Annotated in this window: 19 protein-coding genes; 9 read left to right on the top strand and 10 right to left on the bottom strand. The window is 61.7% G+C overall.

All coding sequences use genetic code 11. The features are described from left to right. Positions 1-204 precede the first annotated feature (204 nt). On the top strand, positions 205-3,135 hold the full coding sequence (locus PspR32_RS05245) for a membrane-targeted effector domain-containing toxin (RefSeq protein WP_159388165.1): 2,931 nt from the start codon (positions 205-207) through the stop codon (positions 3,133-3,135). A gap of 65 nt (positions 3,136-3,200) precedes the next feature. Here the strand turns inward: PspR32_RS05245 and guaA are convergent, their stop codons facing one another. The 4 genes from guaA to PspR32_RS05225 all read right to left on the bottom strand — a co-directional run bounded on the left by guaA (position 3,201) and on the right by PspR32_RS05225 (position 7,806). After that, positions 3,201-4,778, bottom strand: coding sequence for a glutamine-hydrolyzing GMP synthase (guaA, locus tag PspR32_RS05240; protein WP_010220149.1), 1,578 nt, complete (start codon positions 4,776-4,778; stop codon positions 3,201-3,203). A gap of 126 nt (positions 4,779-4,904) precedes the next feature. Beyond that, entirely contained in the window at positions 4,905-6,374 is a 1,470-nt protein-coding gene (guaB, locus tag PspR32_RS05235; RefSeq protein ID WP_010220150.1) for an IMP dehydrogenase, read from the bottom strand. A gap of 85 nt (positions 6,375-6,459) precedes the next feature. Beyond that, positions 6,460-7,017 carry a hypothetical protein gene (locus tag PspR32_RS05230; protein ID WP_026001132.1) on the bottom strand — a complete coding sequence of 186 codons (558 nt, stop codon included), beginning with the start codon at positions 7,015-7,017 and terminating at the stop codon, positions 6,460-6,462. A gap of 18 nt (positions 7,018-7,035) precedes the next feature. Further along, positions 7,036-7,806 carry a sulfite exporter TauE/SafE family protein gene (locus PspR32_RS05225; protein WP_159389358.1) on the bottom strand — a complete coding sequence of 257 codons (771 nt, stop codon included), beginning with the start codon at positions 7,804-7,806 and terminating at the stop codon, positions 7,036-7,038. Between the two features lie 114 nt (positions 7,807-7,920). Between PspR32_RS05225 and PspR32_RS05220 the strand changes: the two genes are divergently transcribed. From PspR32_RS05220 to PspR32_RS05190, 7 genes are all read left to right on the top strand, one after another. Further along, entirely contained in the window at positions 7,921-8,802 is an 882-nt protein-coding gene (locus tag PspR32_RS05220) for a LysR family transcriptional regulator (RefSeq protein ID WP_036993993.1), read from the top strand. A gap of 85 nt (positions 8,803-8,887) precedes the next feature. Beyond that, complete coding sequence (gene xseA, locus PspR32_RS05215) at positions 8,888-10,267, top strand: exodeoxyribonuclease VII large subunit (protein WP_010220154.1); 1,380 nt, start codon at positions 8,888-8,890, stop codon at positions 10,265-10,267. A 3-nt stretch (positions 10,268-10,270) separates the two neighbouring features. Beyond that, positions 10,271-11,095 (top strand): M23 family metallopeptidase, encoded by an 825-nt coding sequence (locus tag PspR32_RS05210; protein WP_010220155.1) that lies wholly within the window; start codon positions 10,271-10,273, stop codon positions 11,093-11,095. Between the two features lie 311 nt (positions 11,096-11,406). Next, positions 11,407-13,080: a 2-isopropylmalate synthase gene (gene leuA / locus PspR32_RS05205; protein WP_010220156.1), complete on the top strand. Its 1,674-nt coding sequence runs from the start codon at positions 11,407-11,409 to the stop codon at positions 13,078-13,080. A 165-nt stretch (positions 13,081-13,245) separates the two neighbouring features. Continuing rightward, positions 13,246-14,385 (top strand): hypothetical protein, encoded by a 1,140-nt coding sequence (locus tag PspR32_RS05200; protein WP_010220157.1) that lies wholly within the window; start codon positions 13,246-13,248, stop codon positions 14,383-14,385. Beyond that, positions 14,385-15,824 carry a DUF6384 family protein gene (locus tag PspR32_RS26310; RefSeq protein WP_232531810.1) on the top strand — a complete coding sequence of 480 codons (1,440 nt, stop codon included), beginning with the start codon at positions 14,385-14,387 and terminating at the stop codon, positions 15,822-15,824. Before PspR32_RS05200 ends, PspR32_RS26310 begins: the two co-directional genes overlap by 1 nt. Positions 15,825-15,828: 4 nt before the next feature. After that, positions 15,829-17,175, top strand: coding sequence for a hypothetical protein (locus PspR32_RS05190; protein ID WP_036993989.1), 1,347 nt, complete (start codon positions 15,829-15,831; stop codon positions 17,173-17,175). A gap of 66 nt (positions 17,176-17,241) precedes the next feature. Here the strand turns inward: PspR32_RS05190 and PspR32_RS05185 are convergent, their stop codons facing one another. The 5 genes from PspR32_RS05185 to zwf all read right to left on the bottom strand — a co-directional run bounded on the left by PspR32_RS05185 (position 17,242) and on the right by zwf (position 21,776). Then, a complete protein-coding gene (locus tag PspR32_RS05185; RefSeq protein WP_100781979.1) occupies positions 17,242-17,949 on the bottom strand; it encodes a monalysin family beta-barrel pore-forming toxin in 708 nt (235 codons plus the stop codon). A 56-nt stretch (positions 17,950-18,005) separates the two neighbouring features. Continuing rightward, on the bottom strand, positions 18,006-18,740 hold the full coding sequence (locus PspR32_RS05180; RefSeq protein ID WP_036993986.1) for a monalysin family beta-barrel pore-forming toxin: 735 nt from the start codon (positions 18,738-18,740) through the stop codon (positions 18,006-18,008). 174 nt (positions 18,741-18,914) lie between these two features. Beyond that, positions 18,915-19,589: a bifunctional 4-hydroxy-2-oxoglutarate aldolase/2-dehydro-3-deoxy-phosphogluconate aldolase gene (locus PspR32_RS05175; protein ID WP_010220162.1), complete on the bottom strand. Its 675-nt coding sequence runs from the start codon at positions 19,587-19,589 to the stop codon at positions 18,915-18,917. A 17-nt stretch (positions 19,590-19,606) separates the two neighbouring features. Further along, complete coding sequence (pgl, locus tag PspR32_RS05170; RefSeq protein WP_010220163.1) at positions 19,607-20,320, bottom strand: 6-phosphogluconolactonase; 714 nt, start codon at positions 20,318-20,320, stop codon at positions 19,607-19,609. Continuing rightward, positions 20,307-21,776 carry a glucose-6-phosphate dehydrogenase gene (zwf, locus tag PspR32_RS05165; protein ID WP_010220164.1) on the bottom strand — a complete coding sequence of 490 codons (1,470 nt, stop codon included), beginning with the start codon at positions 21,774-21,776 and terminating at the stop codon, positions 20,307-20,309. Before zwf ends, pgl begins: the two co-directional genes overlap by 14 nt. A gap of 213 nt (positions 21,777-21,989) precedes the next feature. Between zwf and hexR the strand changes: the two genes are divergently transcribed. Beyond that, positions 21,990-22,850, top strand: coding sequence for a DNA-binding transcriptional regulator HexR (gene hexR / locus PspR32_RS05160; protein ID WP_174242320.1), 861 nt, complete (start codon positions 21,990-21,992; stop codon positions 22,848-22,850). On the opposite strand, the gene PspR32_RS05155 is transcribed toward hexR, so the two are convergent. Further along, positions 22,843-23,697 (bottom strand): D-hexose-6-phosphate mutarotase, encoded by an 855-nt coding sequence (locus tag PspR32_RS05155; RefSeq protein WP_010220167.1) that lies wholly within the window; start codon positions 23,695-23,697, stop codon positions 22,843-22,845. The two genes, hexR and PspR32_RS05155, sit on opposite strands and share 8 nt — an antisense overlap. Positions 23,698-23,795: the final 98 nt, after the last annotated feature.

Genomic DNA, 23,795 nt, shown 5'->3' with positions numbered 1-23,795 from the left:
AGTTCCTTTGCATAAGAAGCCCTCAGCCTGGGTTATACGTCGATGTCATCAGTCCTAAATAAGTATCCCTGACAGCCATCAGCTAGACAGCGAAACGGCTCAGTGCAACGCCAGAAAAATCTATTTCGTTGTATCAACAAATACCTATGACAGCAGGTACGACGCAGACCTCCTCAATGGGCATTCGTCTACAAGGAGATGCACATGCCCTATCAATTAAATGTCCATTCCAATTCGCTGGCCTCCAGCCAAGCTCAGAAGCAAGCGCTCAACACGATCGCCACCACGCTGGTGACTAAATGCCCGGACATGTGGGAAATGGCCCGCGAGGTTGCCCGAAATCTGTTGCTCAAATTCACCGGAAAGACGCCGGAACCAGACACAATCTACTGGCACCGCTTCGCTGGCGCGGTGAGCAGCATCCGAAGTTTCACCGGCTGGGAACATTACGGCCCACCGCTTGAGTCGATGACCTTGCCGCAGTTGGTCATGCGCCGTTTCAACAGCCACGACCAGGACAACAGCGATCTGCTGCAACAGAACGGTGGCTTTTATCGGGCCGGGCCACACAGCCCGGTTTTCAACGAAACCAATGAAATACGTATGCTGGGCCAGGATGTGCTCAATGAATTCTGGCAGATCGACTTCAGTACGCTGTTCAACCACAAGCTCGATGCCTTCTGGCAAGCCCATGCCGATGATTTTCGCCTGATGGCCAAGGTCAATTTTCTCGCCAAAGCGTATGAGGATTATCAAAGCGGCACTCTGTACCCGCAGCACTGCCAGGCGATCTTCAAGGCAGTGGCAGGCGACTTGCGCGCCCCGATAACCCGCAAGCAACTGGCGGTTGAAGTGCAGGCGGCGCAAGGCTGGAGCGTTCGAACATTCGACATTGGCGGCTACCTGGCCAGCGATATCGTGCGTATTGTCTCCCCTGAAGGCCATCAGTTTGTCTATATGCCCGGGGAAACAACCAGCCTGCACAGCTTCGAAACCAACAACGACCTGCACATCTGGGTACTGCAACAGGCCTGTACCGACCTGGTCAGCCTCGCCCGCTTCGAATCGCATTTTCCATTGTCGGCCCACCCGCCACGGGGCTCGGGTGTCGGCCTGAACAGCCTTATCGAACTGTTAGTAACCAGTTACGGTCATGGTGACCATTCGTTGATCAACCAGCTCGACCGGCCAATCGCCGGAGATCTGTTCAGCTACCTGCGAGACCAGGCCCGCGAACGCATGTATGCCGACGCTGATACGGCACTGCGCTCGAACACCGAACTGCGCAAACAGATGTGGATCGGGTATCTCAATGCCTTTACCAACACCTTTGGTGTCATCGGTGCGATGTGCTGGCCAGTGGCATTGGCGGTGGTAGGCGCGGACCTGGCCAGCCTGGGCCTGAACATCGATCAGGCGGTGAACGGCGACACCACGGCGCAACGCAAGGCCGGTGTCACTGGCGCCATCGTCAGCGCGGTCAGTGCCGCCTTCGACGCCACCTTGGTATTCGGCGCCAGCCCCGCCGGCGAAGTCGCGGAAATCATCGACCCACTCGAAGCCGAACGCAGCGCCAGCGCTGCAGGCACACCTCGACCGCCCTTCGCCAGTGAAACCCGTCCACTGCCGCAGGTGCTGGAACTGCCCCTGGAGCGGCCGATCGCCAACGTCATTGTCGATGGGCAACACCCACAACTGGAGGGCAAGCTGCGCGGCACGTACCTGCTCAATAGGCAGACCTACATCACCCTCAACGGTGATCCTTATGCAGTTCGCTACGTTGGTGAAATGAAAACCTGGGTGATCGTCGATGAACAGAACCCGTACGCGTTCTACCGCAGTCAACCCGTGAGGCTCAACGCCAATGGCCAGTGGGAACTGCCACCCAGGCCCGGCCTGCGAGGGGGAGGCAAGTTCTGGAGCAAACATCCCTGGGGCTCGAGCCCCGTAGCGCCAACACCCGTCGTACTGCCCCCGTCGCCCTACGAAGTACCCGTCGAATTACGCGCAAAACTGCAAAACGCCGCCAACAAGCCGGGCGACCGGTTCCTCAGCGGCTACACAGACATGGATGATCGCGAGCTCAACGCAGCGGCCGCCTCTTTCACTCGGATACGCCAGCAGTTGGCTGAGGAAAGCCGTACGTACCTTCGTAGGGTGCAGGTGCCGCCCCGTGTAGAGATCCCGTCGCTACCGACAAACAGCACGCCCAAGTCAATTATCAAGGAGGCTTTTCAGCGCGCCGAAGGGCTGGTGATTGGCGAGCGTCACAGCTCGATTGCGAGCAAGAAGTTCCTGATCGAGAACATGGAGGTGCTTGCCAAGCAAAAAGTCCGCACACTGTACATGGAGCATTTACTAACCGACTTCCATCAGGCCGACCTGGATACTTTCATGCGCACAGGGACGATGCCCCAAGGCCTGAACAAATACCTGGAGAGCCTTGATAGCGGGTTCAGAACCGACCCGTCAGGCCAGTTCACCTTTCTCAACCTGGTCAAGACCGCGCAGCGCAACCACCTGCGTATCCAGGCAATTGACTGCATGGCCAGCTACCGTCAGACGGGCCTGGTGGATCCGAAAGACACCCTGCGCATCGAAATGATGAATCGCTATGCCACTTCAATCATCAGTGCTGTAGAACAGCAAAGCCCGGGACGCTGGATTGCACTGGTAGGCGAAGCCCACGCCAATACCTTCGAGCAGGTGCCAGGGCTCAGTGAGTTGAACCAGGCCATTGGCCTGCGGGTAGCCGATGCCGAGGCAGGAACCACTGTCGGCCTGTTTGTCGATGAAGGCAGGTTTGGCGAGCTGTCCAAAAACGGGCCACCACGCTTCATCAAGAACGACCTGGTCCTGCGAATGGTGACTCCGGGCTCGTGGGCTGCCGATGTAGTGGCTACCCACGAAGCTCGCCTGCCGCGGACCGGTATGTTCCTGATCGAACGCCAGGGCGACCAAACCCTGCTGTTCCATCGCAGCATCGACCGTTCGATCGTACGCACCGTTATTCGCGTTACCGAGGACCATGTCTCAATCGACCGACCCTCCTGGCCGCGCGTCCACAGGCGGCGCTTCAACGACCTGCGCGAACTGGCCGCGGCGCTCAAGCTCATGGGGATGACCGAGGCCTGAAAAAACAAACGCCCCGACATGTCGGGGCGTTTGCTTCACGCGCTACAGCGGTTCACGCAGCGGGATCATTCCCACTCGATGGTCGCTGGCGGCTTGCTCGACACGTCGTAGGTGACGCGGGAGATGCCTTCGATCTCGTTGATGATCCGGCCGCTGACGGTTTCCAGCAGCTCGTAAGGCAGGTGCGCCCAACGGGCGGTCATGAAGTCGATGGTCTCGACCGCACGCAGGGCCACGACCCAGGCGTAACGACGGCCGTCACCGACCACGCCCACCGATTTCACCGGCTGGAACACCACGAAGGCCTGGCTGACCTTGTGGTACCAGTCGGCCTTGCGCAGTTCTTCGATGAAGATGTGGTCGGCGCGACGCAGCAGGTCGGCGTATTCCTTCTTCACTTCACCGAGGATGCGCACACCCAGGCCCGGGCCCGGGAACGGATGACGGTAGACCATGTCGTACGGCAGGCCCAGCTCCAGGCCAAGGCGGCGAACCTCGTCCTTGAACAGCTCGCGCAGCGGCTCGACCAGCTTGAGGTTCATCTCTTCCGGCAGGCCACCGACGTTGTGGTGCGACTTGATCACGTGGGCCTTGCCGCTCTTGGCGCCAGCCGACTCGATCACGTCCGGGTAGATGGTGCCCTGGGCCAGGTACTTGATGTTGTGCAGCTTGTTCGACTCGGCATCGAACACGTCGATGAAGGTGCGACCGATGATCTTGCGCTTCTTCTCAGGGTCAGCCTCGCCGGCCAGGTTGGTCAGGAACTGCTCTTCGGCGTTGGCGCGGATTACCTTGACGCCCATGTTCTCGGCGAACATGGCCATCACTTGCTCGCCTTCATGCAGGCGCAGCAGGCCGTTGTCGACGAACACGCAGGTCAGCTGGTCGCCGATGGCCTTGTGCAGCAGGGCTGCGACCACCGAGGAGTCGACGCCGCCGGACAGGCCGAGCAGGACGTTGTCGCTGCCAACCTGGGCGCGGATCTGGGCGATGGCGTCTTCAGCGATGTGCGACGGCGTCCACAGTGCTTCGCAGCCGCAGATGTCGAGGATGAAGCGCGAGAGGATGCGACCGCCCTGCTTGGTGTGGGTCACTTCCGGGTGGAACTGCACGCCGTAGTAGCCACGGGTGTCGTCGGCCATGCCGGCGATCGGGCAGCTCGGGGTGCTGGCCAGGATGTGGAACTCTTCCGGGATGCGGGTGACCTTGTCACCGTGGCTCATCCACACGTCCAGGCCGAGGACGCCGTCGGCATCGACGTGGTCTTCGATGCCATCGAGCAGGCGGCTCTTGCCGACTACATCGACGCGGGCATAGCCGAACTCACGCAGCTCGGAGCCTTCAACCTTGCCGCCCAGCTGTTCGGCCATGGTCTGCATGCCGTAGCAGATACCGAACACCGGTACGCCCAGGTCCCAGACGGCCTGTGGCGCGCGCGGGCTGTCGGCTTCGTGCACGGACTCGGGGCCACCGGCGAGGATGATGCCGCGCGGGGCGAATTCGCGAATCGCTTCATCGTCCATGTCGAACGGGTGCAGTTCGCAATACACGCCGATTTCGCGCACGCGGCGGGCGATCAGCTGGGTGTACTGGGAACCGAAGTCGAGGATCAGGATGCGGTGAGCGTGAATGTCGAGGGCCATGACTCAATCTCTGATGCAGTTGCAAGCTTCAAGCTGCAAGCTGCAAGTTGTTCGGGAATTACGCGGTAGCCGCTGCAGAGCAACTACCGCTTGGAGCTAGAAGCTTGTCACTTGCCGCTGGAGGCGTTAGCCGACCCGATAGTTTGGCGCTTCTTTGGTGATCTGTACGTCATGCACGTGGGACTCGGCCATGCCGGCACCGGTGATGCGCACGAACTCAGGCTTGGTGCGCATCTCTTCGATGTTGGCACTGCCGGTGTAACCCATCGAGGAGCGCAGGCCGCCCATCAGCTGGTGGATGATCGCGGTCAGGGTGCCCTTGTACGGCACGCGGCCTTCGATACCTTCCGGTACCAGCTTCTCGGCGCCGGCCGAGGAGTCCTGGAAGTAACGGTCGGAGGAACCCTGGGCCTGGGACATGGCGCCCAGCGAACCCATGCCGCGATAAGCCTTGTAGGAGCGACCCTGGAACAGTTCGATCTCGCCCGGAGCCTCTTCGGTACCGGCGAACATCGAGCCCATCATCACGGCCGAAGCACCGGCAACGATGGCCTTGGACAGGTCACCGGAGAAGCGGATGCCACCGTCGGCGATCAACGGGATGCCAGTGCCTTCAAGGGCCGCAGCGACGTTGGCGATGGCGCTGATCTGCGGCACACCGACACCGGCGACGATACGGGTGGTGCAGATCGAGCCCGGGCCGATACCGACCTTGACCGCGTCAGCGCCGGCTTCGGCCAGGGCCTTGGCGGCAGCGCCGGTGGCGATGTTGCCGCCGATGACCTGAACCTGCGGGAAGTTCTCTTTGACCCAGCGAACGCGATCGATCACGCCCTTGGAGTGACCGTGCGCAGTGTCGACCACCACCACGTCAACGCCAGCGGCAACCAGCGCCGCAACGCGGTCACCGGTGTCTTTGCCGGTACCGACCGCAGCACCGACGCGCAGGCGACCCTGGTCGTCCTTGCTGGCCAGCGGGTAGGCCTTGGCTTTTTCGATGTCGTTGACGGTCATCATGCCCTTGAGGGCGAAGTTGTCGTCGACGATCAGCACGCGCTCGATGCGGTGCTTGTGCAGCAGCTCGCGGGCTTCGTTCTTGTCGGCGCCTTCCTTGACCGTGACCAGGCGCTCTTTAGGCGTCATCACTTCACGGACGGTGGCATCCAGACGGTTTTCGAAGCGCACGTCACGGGAGGTGACGATGCCGACCAGGTCGCCATCGTGCAGCACCGGTACGCCGGAGATGTTGTTCAGCCGGGTCAGGTCGAACAGGTCACGTACCGTGGCGTCGGCCTCGATGGTGATCGGGTCCTTGACCACGCCAGCCTCGAACTTCTTGACCTTGCGCACTTCGGCAGCTTGCTGCTCGATGGTCATGTTCTTGTGAATGATGCCGATGCCGCCTTCCTGGGCCATGGCAATGGCCAGACGGGCTTCGGTCACGGTATCCATGGCGGCGGAAACCAACGGAATATTCAGCTCGATGCCACGGGTCAAACGGGTCTTGAGACTGACTTCATTGGGTAGCACCTCTGAATAACCAGGCACTAGGAGAATGTCGTCGAAGGTCAGGGCTTCTTGGCTGATACGCAGCATCGCGGGGGCTCCCGGGCGGGAAAAATGGAAGCGCGCCATTATACTCATCCAGTGCCCTTCGCTCAATGCAAAGATGGGCCTTCGGTCAGTTGCCTGCGCGAGTTACCTGCACCACGGCTACCGGGTGGTCCAGCCAATCGGCGAAGTTATCCAGAAAAGCCTGCTTGAACCCCGCTGCGCTCCAGTTATTGAAGATGAAACCGAGATTGGAAAATGCGCACGGTTGCAGGAACAGAAAGCCGTTGATGTCGTCTTCATGACCACACAATGGGCAGATGAAGTTTTCCGTTCGCCCGGGCATCCAGTCCTCCAGGCTTTCGAACAGCGCCACGCCGACTTCCTTGCGGCACTCGGCGCAGCCGGCTTCTTCGAGAAACCCTTCGGTCGGGGTATAGATGCAGCGCTTGGTAATGACCTCAAGGCCATTGACCGGCTGACCATACGGCAGCAACTCGGGATGCTCGACCACTTTGCGCGCACCTTCGGCGATGGCGTAGGCCATGCGGTTGCCGGTGCTGCCGCAGGTGCTCAGTTGCTCCTCGACGACCTTCTCGCGCACCAGCCAGCGCAGGATTGCCCGGGCGCGGGCCTCATGCACGGGGACGGTGGAAATCTTCGGGACAATAATGCTCTGGGTTGTCATGACAGCGGCCAAACAGGTTCAAAGGTACCAGTTTACCGCACTCAGGTAGCGGCCGATCAGGGCAATGCCGCTGGCCAGCACCAGCCAGGTGACCAGGCGTACGAAGGTGTCGCGCGACATGTTCAGGGTCAGGCGCCGGCCCAGGTACACCCCGAACGCCATCATCGGCAACAAGCACAGCGCCAGCAGCAACAGCGGCCGGTCGGCATACACACCGGCAATCAGGAACAGGCTCAGGCGCACCACCGTGCTGCAACTGATCAACGCGCTCTGGGTTGCCCGCGCCTGTTCCTTGGAAGGCAGGCGGGCATTGAGGTAAAGGGCGTATAGAAAGCCACCGCTGCCGAACAAGGCACCGAACAGGCCGCCTGCCGTCCCCATCGGCACCGACCAGGCGGCAGACAACTGCGCCGGCTTGACCTTCACCGCCAGGCTGTACAGGGCATAGGCGCTGATAAACAAACCCATCAGCAACAGCAACAGGTCGGACTTGAGGTTGAGCAAAAACACCACGCCCAGGGTGCAGCCCAACGCCATGCACGGCAGCAGGCGCATCAGTTCCGGGCGCGCCACCGCTTTGCGCGCCGGCAGCCAGTTACCGAAGGCGGCGACAAAGTCCAGCAACACCAGCAAAGGGATGATCCGCGACAGCGGCATGAAGTTGATCAGCACGGGGCCGGCCACCAACGCGGTGCCGAAACCGGCGATGCCGAAGACGACATAGGCTGCGGCCACGCCGAGCAGGATCGGCAGCCAGTCGAGGGAGGTAAAGGGCAATTGGGCAAACAGGGTCGGGATCATGGCGGCTTTCATCAGAGGAGGTCGGGAAACTTTAGCCAGAGGCAAGCCATGCCGACTAATATGCAATTACCTGATCAGCCATCTTGAAACGGCATAGCACCAATGATTTCTACCCGTCAGCTGCGTTACTTCGTCGAAATCGCCGAAAGCGGTAGCTTCAGCGCTGCGGCCGAACGCCTGTTCATCGCCCAGTCGGCCCTGAGCCGGCAGGTCAAGGAGCTGGAATCGCAGCTCGACACCCTGCTGTTCGAGCGCACCGCCCGCCAGCCGCGCCTCACCGCAGCGGGCCAGGCCTTTTTGCCCAGGGCGCGGACCTTGCTGGTGGACCTGGAAAAAGCCGAACGCCTGGCCCGTGAGGTTGGCCAGGGCGTGCGTGGCAGCCTGCGCCTCAACCATTCCAGCACCGTACCATTGACCGGGCAGTTGCTGGCACGGCTCAGCGGCTATCTGCACGACAACCCGGGCGTGTCCATGGAAATCGCCCAACAGTCGTCCGAGGCGCAGTTGGTGGAATTGGCTGAAGGTCGCCTGGAAGTCGGCCTGCTGCGCTTGCCGGTCCTGCGTCAACATGAAGGCCTGTGCGTGCAACCTCTGTTCGAAGAGCCGTTGCTGCTGGCGGTCGCCGAGGATCATCAATTGGCGCGGGAAACCAGCGTGCGCCTGGCGCAGTTGCGTGAGCAGGCGTTTATTTCCATCCCCCATCGCCAGCGTGGCGGCCTGAGTTACCTGTCAGCCGAACTGTGCATGCGTGAAGGGTTCTTTCCCAGGGCGGCGCGGGTGGTGTCGCGCAAGACCACCCAGTTGCAGTTGATCCAGGCAGGCTTTGGGGTGGCCTTGCTGCCGCAATGCATGGCGCAGATTGCCCCGCCTTCGCTGCGCTTCATTGCGCTGGCCGATGAGGGTTGCCGCAGCACGGTGGCGATGGCCTATCGGCGCGATGCAGGGGCTTTGGTTGAGCAGTTTGTGAGTCATATTCAAGGCTAAGGGCCCCAATCGCTGGCAAGCCAGCGATGCAGACACCACTGCCCCCACTGACACCCCCAAGCCACAATCCTTTATGATGCAGCCCATGATCAAAGACCCCTTCGAAAGACTCGGCCTGGACCGCGAAGTCCTGACCGTCAGCCAACTCAACGGCCGCGCCCGGGTGCTGCTGGAAGACGTGTTCCGCAATGTCTGGGTCGAAGGCGAGATTTCCAACCTCGCCCGCCCGGCCTCCGGTCATGTCTACTTCACCCTCAAGGACAGCGGCGCCCAGGTGCGCTGCGCACTGTTCCGCCAGAACGCCGCTCGGGTCCGCCAGGCCCTGCGTGACGGCCTGGCGGTCAAGGTGCGCGGCAAGGTCTCGCTGTTCGAAGGCCGTGGCGACTACCAACTGATCCTCGACACCGTCGAGCCGGCCGGCGACGGTGCCCTGCGCCTGGCCTTCGAAGCGCTGAAGGAAAAGCTCGGTGGCGAAGGCCTGTTCAGTGCTGAAAACAAGCTCGCCCTGCCCGCTCACCCGCAGCGCATCGGCATCGTCAGCTCGCCCACCGGCGCGGTGATCCGCGACATCATCAGCGTGTTCCGACGCCGTGCGCCACAAGTCGAGCTGACCCTGATCCCCACCGCCGTGCAGGGCCGCGAAGCCATCAGCCAGATCGTCCGCGCCCTGCAACTGGCCGACAGCCGCGGCTTCGACGCACTGATCCTGGCCCGCGGCGGCGGCTCGCTGGAAGACCTCTGGTGCTTCAACGAAGAGGCCGTGGCCCGCGCCATCGCCGCCTGCAAGACCCCCATCGTCAGCGCTGTCGGGCATGAAACCGATGTCTCGATCAGTGACTTCGTCGCCGACGTCCGCGCCCCGACGCCGTCTGCCGCCGCCGAGCTGCTGGCGCCGGACAGCAGCGACCTGCAACGGCGCATCGACAGCCTCAAGCGCCGCCTGCTGCTACGCATCCAGAGCCGCCTGCTGCACGAGCGCCTGCGCCTGGACAGCCTGACCCGGCGCCTGCGTCATCCGGGCGAACGCCTGCGCCAGCAGGCCCAGCGCCTGGACGATCTGGACATGCGCCTGCGCCGCGCCTTCGCGCAGCGCCTGAACCAGCGTCGCGAGCACCTCGCGCGCCTGGACACACGCCTGGCCGCGCAACACCCCGGGCGCACCCTGGCCCTGCTCAAGCAGCGTCTGGACAGCCTCGCCGAACGCCTGCCGCGGGCCATGCGCGAGACGCTCAAGGATCGTCGCCAACGCCTGCAAGCGCAGGCCCAGACCCTGCACGTGGTCAGTCCCCTGGCGACCCTGGGCCGTGGCTACAGCATCCTGCTCGATGAGCGTGGCCAGGCCATCCGCACTGCCACCCAGACCCACAATGGCCAGCGCCTGACCGCCCGCCTGGGCGAAGGCGAACTGCAGGTGCGGGTCGAAGACAACCACCTGACTCCGGTCACGCTCTCTTTACTGGACTGAATCATGCGCCGTCTGTTTGCCCCACTGTTACTGCTATGCCTGATGTTCGCCAGCAATGCCCAGGCCAGCTACATCACCCGCCAACTGAACAAGCCGGTACCCGGCGGCGTCGCCGTGATCGATCTGGGCCCGGCCGCCACGGCACCCAGCGCCCGCTTCGATGGCAAGCCGGTGCTGGTGGTCAGGGAACAGGACACCTGGCTGGCCATCGTCGGCCTGCCGCTGACGCAAAAGCCCGGCACTGCACAGCTCACCCTGGGCAGCCGCACCCTTAGCTTCACCGTGGGCAGCAAGAAGTACCCGGAGCAGCGCATCACCCTGAAGAACAAACGCCAGGTCAATCCCGACCCGGCCGACCTCAAGCGCATCGATGCCGAGCTTGCCGAGCAGATCAAGGCCTATCGCAGCTTCAGCCCCACCCTGCCGAGCAACCTGATCCTCGACAAACCAGTCAATGGCCCGCTGTCGAGCAAGTTCGGCGTGCGCCGCTTCTTCAATGGTGAAGAGCGCAACCCGCACGCCGGCCTGGACTTCGCCGTACCCGCCGGCACGCCGATCAAGACTCCGGCCAACGGCAAGGTGATCCTGATCGGCAACTACTTCTTCAACGGCAACACGGTGTTCGTCGACCATGGCCAGGGCTTCATCAGCATGTTCTGCCACATGTCCAGGATCGACGTGAAGCCCGGCCAGCAGCTCAGCCGCGGCGCCGTGGTTGGCCGCGTCGGCGCGACCGGCCGCGCCACCGGTCCGCACATGCACTGGAACGTCAGCCTCAACGATGCGCGGGTCGATCCAGCGATCTTCATCGGTGCCTTCCAGCCCTGACGCCTGGTTTGCGTCATTCAAAAAGACCGCGCAACTGGCGCGGTCTTTTCATAAATTACCCGCCATAAAATCTCGACAATCTGCATTTTTTAAGCATTTCTCTCAATCTTTTTGCAAGGCTTGCCATCTTTAACCCCACTGGTTAGGGTTGAAGCCATGAAAACCTTTCAGACCCTCATCCTGCTTCGTCAACACCGCAGCCTCTGCCTGGTCAGTGCACGACTACCAAGCTGAATCGCGTCGCCTCGCCTTTTCATCTCGTTTTCGTTCGGCGGGCCCCTTTCAAGGCCGCACATTCAAGGATTGCCTTCATGACCATGCTCAAAGACCCTTCGAAAAAATACAGCGCCTTCGCGACCGTCAACTTGCCGGACCGCACCTGGCCTTCGAAGACCATCACCCAGGCGCCGATCTGGTGCAGCTCGGACCTGCGTGATGGCAACCAGTCGTTGATCGAACCGATGGATGCGGTGAAGAAGCTGCGCTTCTGGAAGACCTTGGTCAGCGTTGGCGTCAAGGAAATCGAAGCCTCGTTCCCGTCCGCGTCGCAAACCGATTTCGACTTCGTGCGTACCCTGATTGAAGATGGCCACATTCCGGACGACACCACCATCCAGGTGCTGACCCAGGCCCGTGAAGACCTGATCGCGCGCACCTTCGAATCCCTGCGCGGGGCGAAAAAGGCCATCGTTCACCTGTACAACGCCACCAGCCCGTCGTTCCGCCGCATTGTCTTCAACCAGGACAAGCAAGGCGTGAAAGACATCGCGGTGAACGCGGCAAAATTGTTCGTCAAATACGCCGCCCAGCAGCCGGAAACCCAGTGGACCTTCCAGTACTCGCCGGAGACTTTCAGCGCCACCGAGCTTGAGTTCGCCAAGGAAGTCTGCGACGCAGTGATCGAGGTGTGGAACCCGACCCCTGAGCACAAGATCATCCTCAACCTGCCGGCTACCGTCGAAGTCTCGACGCCGAACATCTATGCCGACCAGATCGAATGGTTCGGCCGCAACGTCAACCGCCGCGACAGCGTGATCATCAGCCTGCACACCCACAACGACCGTGGCACTGGCGTAGCCGCTACCGAATTGGGCCTGATGGCTGGCGCCGACCGTGTCGAAGGCTGCCTGTTCGGTAACGGCGAGCGTACCGGCAACGTCGACCTGGTGACCCTGGCGTTGAACCTCTACACCCAGGGCATCGACCCTGAGCTGGATTTCTCCGACATCGACGGCGTGCGCAAGGTGGTCGAGGAGTGCAACCAGATCCCCGTGCACCCACGTCATCCGTACGTCGGTGACCTGGTGCACACCGCGTTCTCCGGCTCGCACCAGGACGCCATCCGCAAAGGCTTCACCCAGCAGAAAGAAGACGCCAAGTGGGAAGTGCCGTACCTGCCGATCGACCCGGCTGACATCGGCCGCAGCTACGAAGCTGTGATTCGCGTCAACAGCCAGTCGGGCAAGGGCGGCATCACCTACCTGCTCGAACAGGAATACGGCATCAGCCTGCCACGGCGCATGCAGATCGAGTTCAGCCAGGTGGTGCAGGGCGAAACCGACCGCCTGGGCCTGGAAATGACCGCCCAGCAGATCCACTCGCTGTTGCACCGCGAGTACCTGCAGGCCAACTCGCCATACGCCCTGGTCAGCCATCGCCTGCAGGAAGAGAACGGCCACAGCGCGGTGGAGGTGGAAGTCGCCGCAGAGGGCGAAACCACCCTGCACTGGCGCGGCAAGGGCAACGGCGCCCTCGAAGCCCTGGTGGCCGGCTTGCCGATCGCCGTGGAAATCATGGACTACAACGAGCACGCCATTGGTGCCGGCACCAACGCCAAGGCGGCGGCCTACATCGAACTGCGCGTCGCTGGTGGCCGCCCAGTGCACGGCGTGGGTATCGATGAAAACATCACCACGGCCAGCTTCAAGGCACTGTTCAGTGCCCTGAACCGCTCGCTGAGCCAACAAGCAGCCAAGGCCGCCTGAGCCACAGCCTGAGCTGTACGCTGCAACTGAAGTGCCCGCCTCCTTCCCGAGGCGGGCACTTTCGTTTGCGCCTGTGAAAATCGTCGGTCAGCTTACCGACAAGCCCCGGTATACTCCCCTCCTCGCTTTACCTTGCGCTGCGCGCACATCATGAAAGGACACTCGATGAGCAACTACCTCGAGCGGGCACTGAGCGGCCTGCGCACCATCGGCATCAACCTCGTTCGCCCCGTTCAGGACGCGCCTGTCCTGGTGTTGCTGGACCGCGTTGCACAATACGACACCACCAAGGTCACCTCCATCGCCACGGTTCTGCAGCAGTCCACCGCCTTCAACGGCATGGTTCGCGAGCAGATCGAGGGCATGGACATCTCCACCCGCTTCATGGACATCACCCAGAGCTTCACCTCGATCCGTGAAGACGCTGCCGCCATGGCCGGCTGGATGGACGACGGGCGCCTGGACAGCATGGAAAAACTCAAGCTGGCCTGGATGAACATGCGCCGCGGCTCGATCCCCAGCCGCTTCAACGACATTCGCGACAACTACCTGCAGGTGTGCAAGTCGGCCAACGACCAGATCAGCCGCGAGACGGTGATCCTCGAATCCTATATGGACTTTCGCATGGCCATGAAAGCCGCCGAGGTCGAAGCCCAGCAGGTGCTGGCCATTGCCGGCCAGGCCCTGGAACAGCGCACCGCCGAACTGAATGAGGCCAACCAGCAGGTCGCCGCCGCCGAATCGGCCGAGCCGGCCCAACGCGCGGCCCTGGAACTGCGCCGCGACGAAGCCGTGCGCGCCCTGCAGGATGAAGACAAGCGCTACCAGATCGTCAAGGACATCGCCGATGACCTCAAGGTCGGCTACAACACTGCCGAGATGGTCTTCGCCCGGATCAACCAGGTGCACGTGATCAAGGAGCGCCAGTACCAGCGCATGGTCTCGTTCTTCTCGACCAACGAAGTGGTACTCACCGGCCTGGCCGTGTCGTTCACCGCCAACAGCGGCCTGGCCGAGGCCACCCATACCCTCAACGCCACCACTGACGGTATCAGCAAGGGCCTCGAAGCCCTGGGCAGCACCGGCAACCAGCAGCTTGAAGCCGCGGTCAAGGCCAGCTACGGCTCGACCATCAAGGTCGATTCGGTGCGCGCCCTGGCCGATGCCACGCTGTCGTTCCAGACCGACATGAACAGCCTCACCGAAACCTACCGGGCAGAATCGAGCAACGCTTCGCGCGACATCGCCGCCGCGGTCGAGGATGCCAAACGTAAATTCGCCGCGCTGCTCAGCAAGGCGGCCTGATGAGTAGCATTCCACTCTCCGAACAGCTCGGAGCGATGGCGTTCGTCGACGAATTGCGCCACCAGCAGATGCAGCTCCAGGAACACCTGAACCTGCCCAAGCGCCGCACCGAAGTCGCGGCGCGTATTCGTGACTACTACCAGAGCCACAACATCGCCTTCGACGAGGCGCTGATCGACCAGGGCGTGCGCGAGTTCTTCGCCCGTCGGCTGATGTTCGAAGCCCCGCCGCTGAGCGGGTGGCAAAGGCTGCTGAGCAAGGCATCAATGGCGCGCAGCCAGCTCTACAAGCTATTTCTGGCGCTCATTGCCGCGGCGCTGATCACCCAGTGCACACGCATCGCCCATGACACCGGCGTGACGGTGGAAGTCCAGAACAGTGCCCGTGAGCTGCTTCGTCGTGATCAAGACCTGCGCAGCAACATCCAGCGGCAGCACGAGAAGCTTGAGCAATTGCAGCAAAAGGCTGTGGCACAGCCCGATGCCGCTGTCAGCCGCCTGCTCGAGTACGTCCGGCAAACCTTGCCGCCACTGGATCAGAGCTTTGCCAGCGATGTGCCGGATTTCATCCACAAGACCAACCGCGACAGCGTCAAGGCGCTGGTCGAGCAGCGTGAGGCGCAGCTCGAGCAGGCCCGCGACAACCTGTACGAGAGCCGGTACGCCTTAGCCACGGTCGAGGGCATCTACAAACAGCGCGATGAGCTGGCCAGCCTGTTGGCCACACCGACCTACCTGGAAGGCATCAAGCGGTTTGCCAAGCTCAAGGAGCTTGCCAGCTTGGCCGACCAGCAACTGCTGCAGGTCAAGGACGATAAAACGCTGAAAACAGCCACCCGGCAGGTCAACGAACTGGCTGAGCAGATCCTTTATACCAGCAGCTTGCTGGAGCAGTTCACCCTGCGCGAGCAACTGCTGCAGCGCTTCAAGGCGATGCCCCTGGCCGCTGGCGATCGTGCGCAACTGCAAGCGCTGTTCGCGCAAGCCAGCAACAGCCTGGACACCCAGGACACCTTCCAGGCCCAAGGTCAGCTTAAGCATCTTGAGCAGATGCTCGACTTCGCGGCCGTTGCGCTGACGATCCAGGTCGTGGACCGCACCGGGATCAAGTCCGGGGTCGAGCGTTGCTACGACGCCGCCGGTTGCAACCGCGGCGAGGCCACCGACAAAGGCAAGAGCTGGTTCCTGGTGGTCGAGGCCACCGACCCGGCTGGCATCAGCGCCAATGTCCCGGTCACCAGCTCTGAAACCGGCAAACAACGCTGGACCCGCTTGTTCGGCGTGCGCGTCAGCCAGGCCGAATACCTCAAGGTCAAGCAGGACAAGCTCGACGACGGCCATGTCGATGAGCGCATGATGGGCAGCAAGGCTGCCAATTCGCTGACCCTGCGCTTCAACCAGCGCACCACAAGCAACCCTGACATGATCCTGGACTGGTGAACACATGACGCCTAGTACCCTCACCAGCACCGTGGCACAGAACGCCCGCAGCAGCGAGGCCTTGCTGCGCAGTGCCGAACAGATGTTGTCGGCCCTGAGCGATCAGGAAGCACGCCTGGAGCAGGACATCCTCACGCGCCTGAGCAATATCGTCACGCTCAAGCTTGAACATCGCCCGGCCCTCGACCAGGACACCTTGCTGCAATTGCAGGCACGCCAGGAGGCCGAAGTGCAACTGCGCGCGGAGCTTGCCCAGGTCGAAAGCGATATTGCCGCCTCGCTGACCAGCCAGCACACCGTGCGCGAGCGTATTGAAAGCATCGAGCGCCAGGTGAAGGAGCAACTGGCGCTCGAACCTGCCTGGTGCGAGCTGGAGGAGCAACTGCTCGCCGCGCAAGAGGCCAATCGCGAAGCGATTACCGGCTACGCCGAGATCCGCCAGGAGTGCGTCGACAAGCTGCCCTCCTACAGTGCCAACCCGATCTATTACCACCTGCTCAAACGTGATTACGGCACCGACCAGTACCGCTACAACTTTCTGCACCGCTGGCTCGACAACAAGCTGGCCAAGCGCGTCAACTACCAGGGTAACCGCAGCAACGAGCTGATCCTGCGCGCCATGCAGACGCGCAACGAAGAACAGCAAGGCGAGCGCCTGGCCCTGATTGCCACGCGGCAAGCCGCGGTTGACCAGCACCTGGCCCAGGCGCGAACGGCGGCGGGCATGGACCCTTTGACCTGCGAAGACACCACGCTGAACAAACATATCGCCGCTGCCAAGGCGCGGGCCAACGAGCAGCACCAGCAATTGGCCGCTTTTGCCGGCAAGCAGGACCCGCACTACCTGCGGATCCGCCAGAACATCACCGAGCGCCTGCAGGCGCAAACGATCGAACAACTGCTGGTCGAAGTGCAAAAAACCCCGGACAGCAACGATGACAAGATCGCCGCCCAGCTCAAGGAACTGTACCCGCGCCTGCAGGATGTACAGGCGCGCTTGCCGGACCTGCGCGACCAGCATGACCGCGCCCTGCGTGACTACGAACGAGCCAAGGAACTGGAGCGGGCACTGCGCACCGATTACTACCGGGACAGCGATTACAGCTATAACACCAGCTTGAGCTTCGACCGCTTGCTGGCCGACTACATGACGCGCGATCTCAGCCTGCACGCCCTGGAAACCCTGCTGCAAAGTGGCCGGCGCCTGGTGCCGCGCAGCTCGTCATCCAGCGGCTCTTCGTCGAGCAGTTGGTCGAGCTCCGGCTCCAGTAGTTCAAGTTCGAGCAGTAGCGGTTTTTCCAGCTCCAGCAGCAGCGGTGGTGGGGGCTTCAGCACCAGCGACAGCTTTTGAGTACCCAGCCAGCCACGCCCGGATTTCAGGCGTGGCTGGCGTACAGGCCATCAGCCTCTGAGATGGTCAAAAACCCCAGAAACCGATATCGCCCTGCTCGCTATAGTGCTGGTAGCCCTCAAACAGGACCGCTTTTTTGATCTGCTCCCAGCTGAAGGGATTGATGGATGCGTCGCTGGGCAACATGACAATTTTCTGCGTAGCAAACGACGTGAGAAAGACCAGGTCTGCTCGAACCACGCGATCATATTCATCAACGACCAGGTCGACGAGATTGTTATCCGCCGCCTGTTTAAGCTTGCCGCCCGCCAGCATCTTGTGCGCATAGACCATGTTGACTTGATAAACATAGTTCGTCGCATGGGCCGGAACAGACAATGAACACTCGTCAGTGCTGGACTCGGAAAAGGCCTCGCCGTAGACGCTGGCCTCAGTGATCTCCGCACCTATTTTGATCGCCCCCAGCTTTACCCCAGCGCCGTAGGTTTTCGAGACGGCAGTCGCATAACTTTTGCTCATCCCCTGCTGGGTAGTGACTTTAAAGGTCTGTTCAACACTGAGCTTGTTGACCAGCGGCCTGAGGTACTCAAGGTAAGCAAAGATGGGTCGTGTCTGAACGTTCCAAGAAGAACCCAGGTAGCTGACACCACCTTCTACTGTCAGGCCCTCTACCCAGCATCCATAACTGGAAGCGCCTTCTGCAAACAAGTAGCGATCAATTTCATAGGCGCCTTCTTTAAAAGGCAAGTCGCGTATTGCTGGTTGCTGATTCATCGGTGAATTCCTTGTCAAAACGGGTAACGTCGGTAATGTCCAGGCACGCCTGCTGATCAGTAGCGTTTACGCGGATCGTTAAGCGCGTCCATATCAAAACTCCAGGCGCCGGCATTGACAGCCGCGGAGTACTTGTCGAGCAATATCAATTTGAACAGATCGTCTCTGGACAGAGGCTGTTCCACCTCTCGATCCAGTTCGCGGGCGCAAAGCCGATTGGTTGTCACCGAGGAAAGGAACAACAAGTCCTTTCGCCCCTCAGTCCGCGTGACGCAGGTATGATTGGAGCTGAACAGGCTGCCGATAGTGTCAGCAGCACCGAATGCGCGATGGGCATAGACCAGTGCCACCTGATAAACCAGGTAGGTCTCGCCACCCGGGACGAGTAACGATTGTTTTTGCGGCCGTGCGGGTGCCCAGGCCTGCTCGGAATTCATCCCGGTTTGAAGGTTTGAAAACGCATTGACTTGATCAATCGCCGGCGCCACGGAACAGTCTTTGGCCGTGCCCTTGAAGAACCAAAGGTGATGCCCCTGAGCAGCGGTGACTTCCATGGTCTGATTGCCAGTACCCTGTATCACCCGCGTATCAACATAAGCCAGATAGGCAAAAACCGGCCGGCTGATGGTCGGCCATTTGCGCTCCTTGAAGTTGACGTCGCCGTAGATTGACTGCCCGTCAAGCCAGCAGCCCCGGGTGAAGTTCTGATCACCGATCAAATAGCGTTCAATTTCGTATGACCCGCACTTGAGCGGGAACCCGACTGCCTCATGTACTTCTTCGTCTTGCATAACGCACCTCAGTTAAAAGTCGTTCAGCCTTTTAACCGTACGGCGCGGTCGATCATCTCGACAGCCGGACATGCTTCCCTTGAGCGTCAACACCCTCGACAAAATCACAGGCAAAAAAAAAGGTGCGCCGACCAAGCGCACCTCAAAGCCGTGTAGCACACAACGAATTCGGTTTCAGTCCAGCAGGGCCAGGGCCTCGGCGCTGCAAGCCTGGATGCGGGCCCAGTCGCGGTTGTTGATCCAGCTGCTGTCGAGCATCCAGGTACCGCCCACGCACATCACATTGGCCAGGGCCATGTACTGTTTCACATTGCCCGGATTGACCCCACCGGTGGGGCAGAAGCGCACGTCGCCGAACGGGCCGCCATAGGCCTTGATCGCCGCCACGCCGCCGCTGATCTCGGCCGGGAACAGCTTGAAGCGCCGGTAGCCGAGGGCGTAGCCCATCATGATTTCCGACGGCGTGCTGATGCCGGGCAGCAGCGGAATGTCGCTGTCGACGCCCGCTTCGAGCAAGTCCTGGGTGATGCCCGGGGTGACCACGAACTGCGCGCCGGCCGCTTGCACGGCGGCAAACATGTTGCGGTCCAGTACCGTGCCCGCCCCGATACACAGCTGCGGGCGCTGCTCACGCAGCACCTGGATGGCCTTGAGGCCGTGGGCGGAGCGCAAGGTCACTTCCAGGGTCTTGATGCCACCGGCGGCCAGGGCGTCGGCCAGGGGCAGAATGTCTTCTTCGCGGGCGATGGTGATCACCGGCAAAATGCGCGCCTGGGTGCAGATCTGATCGATCCGGGCAATCTTGTCGGCCATGGAAGCTCCCGGCTGTTTCAGTTCATGCGTGGTCATAACGGCAGATCCTTGGCTCATGGGCACCAGTAAATATCCAGAGGGTCTTGTAAGAAGGCGCGAATCGGCATTTGCGCCGAGTCGTCGCCGGCCAGCGCGGCGCGCAGGGTAGCGAGTTTGCCCGCACCTTGCACCGACAAGGCGGTAAAGCCGGCACGGGCCAGCAGTGCGCGGGTCATGCTCAAGCGCTGATGCGGCACCGCCGGCGCCCGCATCGCCAGGCAGCGACGCGGGCTGCTTGGGTCAAGGCCTTCGGCAAGGTTCGGGCTGTTGGGGAACAGCGAGGCGGTATGGCCATCGTCGCCCATGCCCAGCACCAGTACGTCGATCCCTGGCAGTTCGGCCAGGGCCTGATCGGCTTCCTGCGCAGCGGCCTCAAGACTGCCTGCGGCGCGATAGAGGCTGAGGAAACGCGCCTTGGCAGCAGGACCGGTCAACAAATGGCGCTTGAGCAGGCCGGCATTGCTGTCGGCATGCTCGACCGGCACCCAGCGCTCGTCAGCCAGGGTCACCAGCACCTTCGACCAGTCCAGCGGCTGCTTGAGCAGCGCCGCAAAGAAAGCCACCGGGCTGCGTCCACCGGACACTACCAGGGTGGCCTGGCCTTTAGCTGCAATGGCCATATTCAGGCGCCCGGCCACGTCCTTGGCCAGCCCTTCGGCCAATTGCGGCGCGGTGTTGAAATCATGTGCCGTGACGGTTGCCGGCAGTTGCAGTTCAGATATCGCCATACCAGGACCTCCCATCGCGGGTAATCAGTGCAATCGAGCTCATCGGCCCCCAGGAACCGGCGGCATAGGGCTTGGGCGCGTCGCCCGACTGTTTCCAGCCGGCGATCAGCTGATCGCACCACTTCCACGCGTATTCGATTTCATCCTTGCGCACAAACAGGTTCTGATTGCCGCGCATCACTTCCAGCAACAACCGCTCGTAGGCATCGGGGATCCGCGCGCTACGCCAGGTATCGGAGAAATTCAGCTGCAAGGGCCCGCTGCGCAGTTGCATGCCTTTGTCCAGGCCCTGCTCCTTGGTCATCACCCGCAGCGAGATACCTTCGTCCGGTTGCAGGCGGATGATCAGCTTGTTGCCAATCTGCAAACGCTGTTCCGGGGCGAAGATGTAGTGCGGGGTTTCCTTGAAGTGGATGACGATCTGCGACAGCTTCTGCGGCATGCGCTTGCCGGTGCGCAGGTAGAACGGCACCCCGGCCCAGCGCCAGTTGCGGATATCGGCGCGCAGAGCGACGAAGGTTTCGGTGTCGCTCTGGGCGTTGGCGTTGTCTTCTTCCAGGTAACCGGGCACCGGCTTGCCTTCGCTGTAGCCGGCAATGTACTGGCCGCGCACCACTTGCGTGCTCAAGCCCTCGCCCTTGATCGGCGCCAGGGCCTTGAGCACCTTGACCTTCTCGTCACGGATACTGTCGGCCGAGAGATCGCTGGGCGGGTCCATGGCAATCAGGCAGAGCAGTTGCAGCAGGTGGTTCTGGATCATGTCGCGCAGTTGCCCGGCCTTGTCGAAATAGCCCCAGCGCCCTTCGATGCCGACTTTTTCGGCGACGGTGATCTCCACGTGGGAGATCGAGTTCTGGTTCCACTGGGTTTCGAACAGGCTGTTGGCAAAACGCAGGGCAATGAGGTTCTGCACCGTCTCCTTGCCCAGGTAATGGTCAATGCGGTAGACGCGGTTTTCTGGAAAGTACTGGGCCACGGCGTCGTTGACCCGCCGTGAGGATTCCAGGTCATGGCCGATGGGTTTTTCCAGCACCACCCGGGTACGGGCGCTGAGGCCAACCTTGTCGAGGTTCTCGCAGATGCCGCCATACACCGCCGCCGGGGTGGCGAAGTAGGCGATCAACTGGCTGTCGCTGCCAACCTGCTCGGCCAGGGCCTGATAGTCATCGGCCTGGAGAAAATCCACGTGCAGGTAGCTCAGGCGGGCCAGGAAGCGCTGCAACACCGGCGCCTCGATCTGCCCGGCGGGCACGAACTCCCGCAGATGCGCTTCTATCGACGCCAGGTGTTGTTCAACGCTGCCCGCCTCGCGGGCCAGGGCCAGCACGCGGGTGTCGGCGTGCAGCAAATCGGCCCGGTCGAGCTGATAAAGCGCCGGAAATAGCTTGCGCAAGGCCAGGTCGCCAAGGGCGCCAAACAGGGCAAAGGTGCAGGGTTCAACGCTGATCGAAGCCATGATGTTGGTTCTTTTATCAAGTTGACGTAGAAATACCGTTTTCAATCGCAGTTTTCAAGGAATAATGTAGTAAAAACCACAACATTTTACCCAGTGGACAGATTCAAGTGGTGTGCCACCCATGCCATCAGTACGATAGGCCACCGTGTCAAAAGCCCGCAGCTGTCACCAGCCGGGTGCCTCATCGACCCAAGGAAAACACCCATGGACCGCGTGCGAAACCTCCTGGAGCAGATCCAGGGCCGCCTCGAAGAGCTGAACAAGGCTGAGCGTAAAGTCGCCGAAGTCATCCTGCTCAACCCCCAGCAAGCCACCCGTTTCAGCATTGCCGCCCTGGCCCAGGCCGCCAAGGTCAGCGAGCCGACGGTCAATCGCTTTTGCCGCTCGTTCGGCGTCAGCGGCTACCCCGAACTGAAGCTGCAACTGGCGCAGAGCCTGGCCAGCGGCGCTGCCTACGTCAGCCGGGCAGTGGAAGCCGACGATGATCCGGCGTCCTACACCCAGAAAATCTTCGGCAGCGCCATCGCCTCGCTGGACAGTGCCTGCCAGCAACTGGATCCGCAGCTGATCAGCCGCGCCGTCGACATGCTGATCCAGGCCCGGCAGATCCACTTCTTCGGCCTCGGCGCCTCGGCCCCGGTGGCGCTGGATGCCCAGCACAAGTTCTTCCGCTTCAACCTGGCGGTGTCGGCCCACGCCGATGTGCTGATGCAACGCATGCTGGCCTCGGTGGCCCACACCGGCGAGCTGTTCGTGATCATCTCCTACACCGGGCGCACCCGCGAGCTGGTTGAAGTCGCGCGCCTGGCCCGGGAAAACGGCGCCTCGGTACTCGGCCTGACCGCCGCCGACTCGCCATTGGCCAAGGCCAGCAGCCTGAGCCTGAACATCCCGCTGCCGGAAGACACCGACATCTATATGCCGATGACCTCGCGAATCATCCAGCTGACCGTGCTCGACGTGCTGGCCACCGGCATGACCTTGCGCCGCGGCGTCGACTTCCAGCCGCACCTGCGCAAAATCAAGGAAAGCCTCAACGCCAGCCGTTACCCGATCGACGACGAACTCAACTGAGCAGGTGCGCCTGCAAACGCAGGTGTGCTTGCTCCCCTGGCGCCAGGCTCAGGCTGTCACTGCTGCCACTGGCCGCCTCGACACAGACGAAGCCCAGGGTTTCGCTGCCACTGACACCCATCAACGGCCGACTGCCGGGGTGCCAGACCACGGTATCCTCGCTGTCACCGGTATCGATGCACAGCTGGCGCTGCCAAGCCGGATCGTGCAACTGCAGGGTCGCCGCATTGGGAAACACCCGCTGGCAACCGCCGTGGACCTTCAAAGCGCCCTTCTGGCGACAGGATTGACGGTTCAAACGGTCGTAACCTTCAATGTTTTCCAGCCCAGATAGCGCTATCTCAGAAACGTCACTAATACGCCAGTAAGCCAGCAGAGCATGACTCAACTGACAAGGCTGGCTGTCCTGGTGTTCGGTACTCAGCTGCAGCTCCATGCGTTTACCCAGCCTGGCCAACAGGTCGACCTGCCAGTCGCACAGTTGCAGGCGCCATTTGAGGGTCACGCCGTGTTCATCTTCGCTGCTGTCGATCAGCTTCCAGTCGAGCAAGCGCGCCCAGCCGTGGGCCGGCCACATGTCTTCGCTGGGATGACGGCCATACCAGGGCCAGCACACCGGCACGCCGCCACGGATGGCGCCAACTTGCGGCCACTGCGCCGCACACCACAGCCACGGGCGCTCGCCCTGCGGTTGGAAGTGCAACAATTGCGCACCCTGACGGCTGAACACCGCCTGGCATTGCGGGTGATCGATGATCAGCACATCGCGCTGCTGGTAACGCTCCCACTCGAAGGTCGGCCGCGGCCTCTGCGAGGTGAAGAAACGTTGTAGCGGGTGCTCTGGCATGGCTGGGAACTCTTGTTATTCAGTGGGAACGCTATCGCTGGCAAGCCAGCTCCCACAGGATCTGCGCAACCCATGTGGGAGCTGGCTTGCCAGCGATC

It is taken from the genome of Pseudomonas sp. R32, assembly GCF_009866705.1.
GTDB classification, from domain to species: Bacteria; Pseudomonadota; Gammaproteobacteria; order Pseudomonadales; family Pseudomonadaceae; genus Aquipseudomonas; species Aquipseudomonas donghuensis.
This window is presented reverse-complemented; position numbering and strand designations above follow the sequence as displayed.

Excerpts from the sequence above, each read along its gene's own strand:
- PspR32_RS05245 (WP_159388165.1), top strand. The coding sequence starts at position 205 with ATGCCCTATCAATTAAATGTCCATTCCAATTCGCTGGCCTCCAGCCAA.
- guaA (WP_010220149.1), bottom strand. The coding sequence starts at position 4,778 with ATGGCCCTCGACATTCACGCTCACCGCATCCTGATCCTCGACTTCGGT.
- zwf (WP_010220164.1), bottom strand. The coding sequence starts at position 21,776 with ATGGCTTCGATCAGCGTTGAACCCTGCACCTTTGCCCTGTTTGGCGCC.
- PspR32_RS05230 (WP_026001132.1), bottom strand. The coding sequence starts at position 7,017 with ATGACAACCCAGAGCATTATTGTCCCGAAGATTTCCACCGTCCCCGTG.
- xseA (WP_010220154.1), top strand. The coding sequence starts at position 8,888 with ATGATCAAAGACCCCTTCGAAAGACTCGGCCTGGACCGCGAAGTCCTG.
- PspR32_RS05175 (WP_010220162.1), bottom strand. The coding sequence starts at position 19,589 with ATGACCACGCATGAACTGAAACAGCCGGGAGCTTCCATGGCCGACAAG.
- PspR32_RS05190 (WP_036993989.1), top strand. The coding sequence starts at position 15,829 with ATGACGCCTAGTACCCTCACCAGCACCGTGGCACAGAACGCCCGCAGC.
- PspR32_RS26310 (WP_232531810.1), top strand. The coding sequence starts at position 14,385 with ATGAGTAGCATTCCACTCTCCGAACAGCTCGGAGCGATGGCGTTCGTC.
- PspR32_RS05180 (WP_036993986.1), bottom strand. The coding sequence starts at position 18,740 with ATGCAAGACGAAGAAGTACATGAGGCAGTCGGGTTCCCGCTCAAGTGC.
- PspR32_RS05185 (WP_100781979.1), bottom strand. The coding sequence starts at position 17,949 with ATGAATCAGCAACCAGCAATACGCGACTTGCCTTTTAAAGAAGGCGCC.
- leuA (WP_010220156.1), top strand. The coding sequence starts at position 11,407 with ATGACCATGCTCAAAGACCCTTCGAAAAAATACAGCGCCTTCGCGACC.
- PspR32_RS05220 (WP_036993993.1), top strand. The coding sequence starts at position 7,921 with ATGATTTCTACCCGTCAGCTGCGTTACTTCGTCGAAATCGCCGAAAGC.
- PspR32_RS05200 (WP_010220157.1), top strand. The coding sequence starts at position 13,246 with ATGAGCAACTACCTCGAGCGGGCACTGAGCGGCCTGCGCACCATCGGC.
- PspR32_RS05210 (WP_010220155.1), top strand. The coding sequence starts at position 10,271 with ATGCGCCGTCTGTTTGCCCCACTGTTACTGCTATGCCTGATGTTCGCC.
- guaB (WP_010220150.1), bottom strand. The coding sequence starts at position 6,374 with ATGCTGCGTATCAGCCAAGAAGCCCTGACCTTCGACGACATTCTCCTA.
- PspR32_RS05155 (WP_010220167.1), bottom strand. The coding sequence starts at position 23,697 with ATGCCAGAGCACCCGCTACAACGTTTCTTCACCTCGCAGAGGCCGCGG.
- pgl (WP_010220163.1), bottom strand. The coding sequence starts at position 20,320 with ATGGCGATATCTGAACTGCAACTGCCGGCAACCGTCACGGCACATGAT.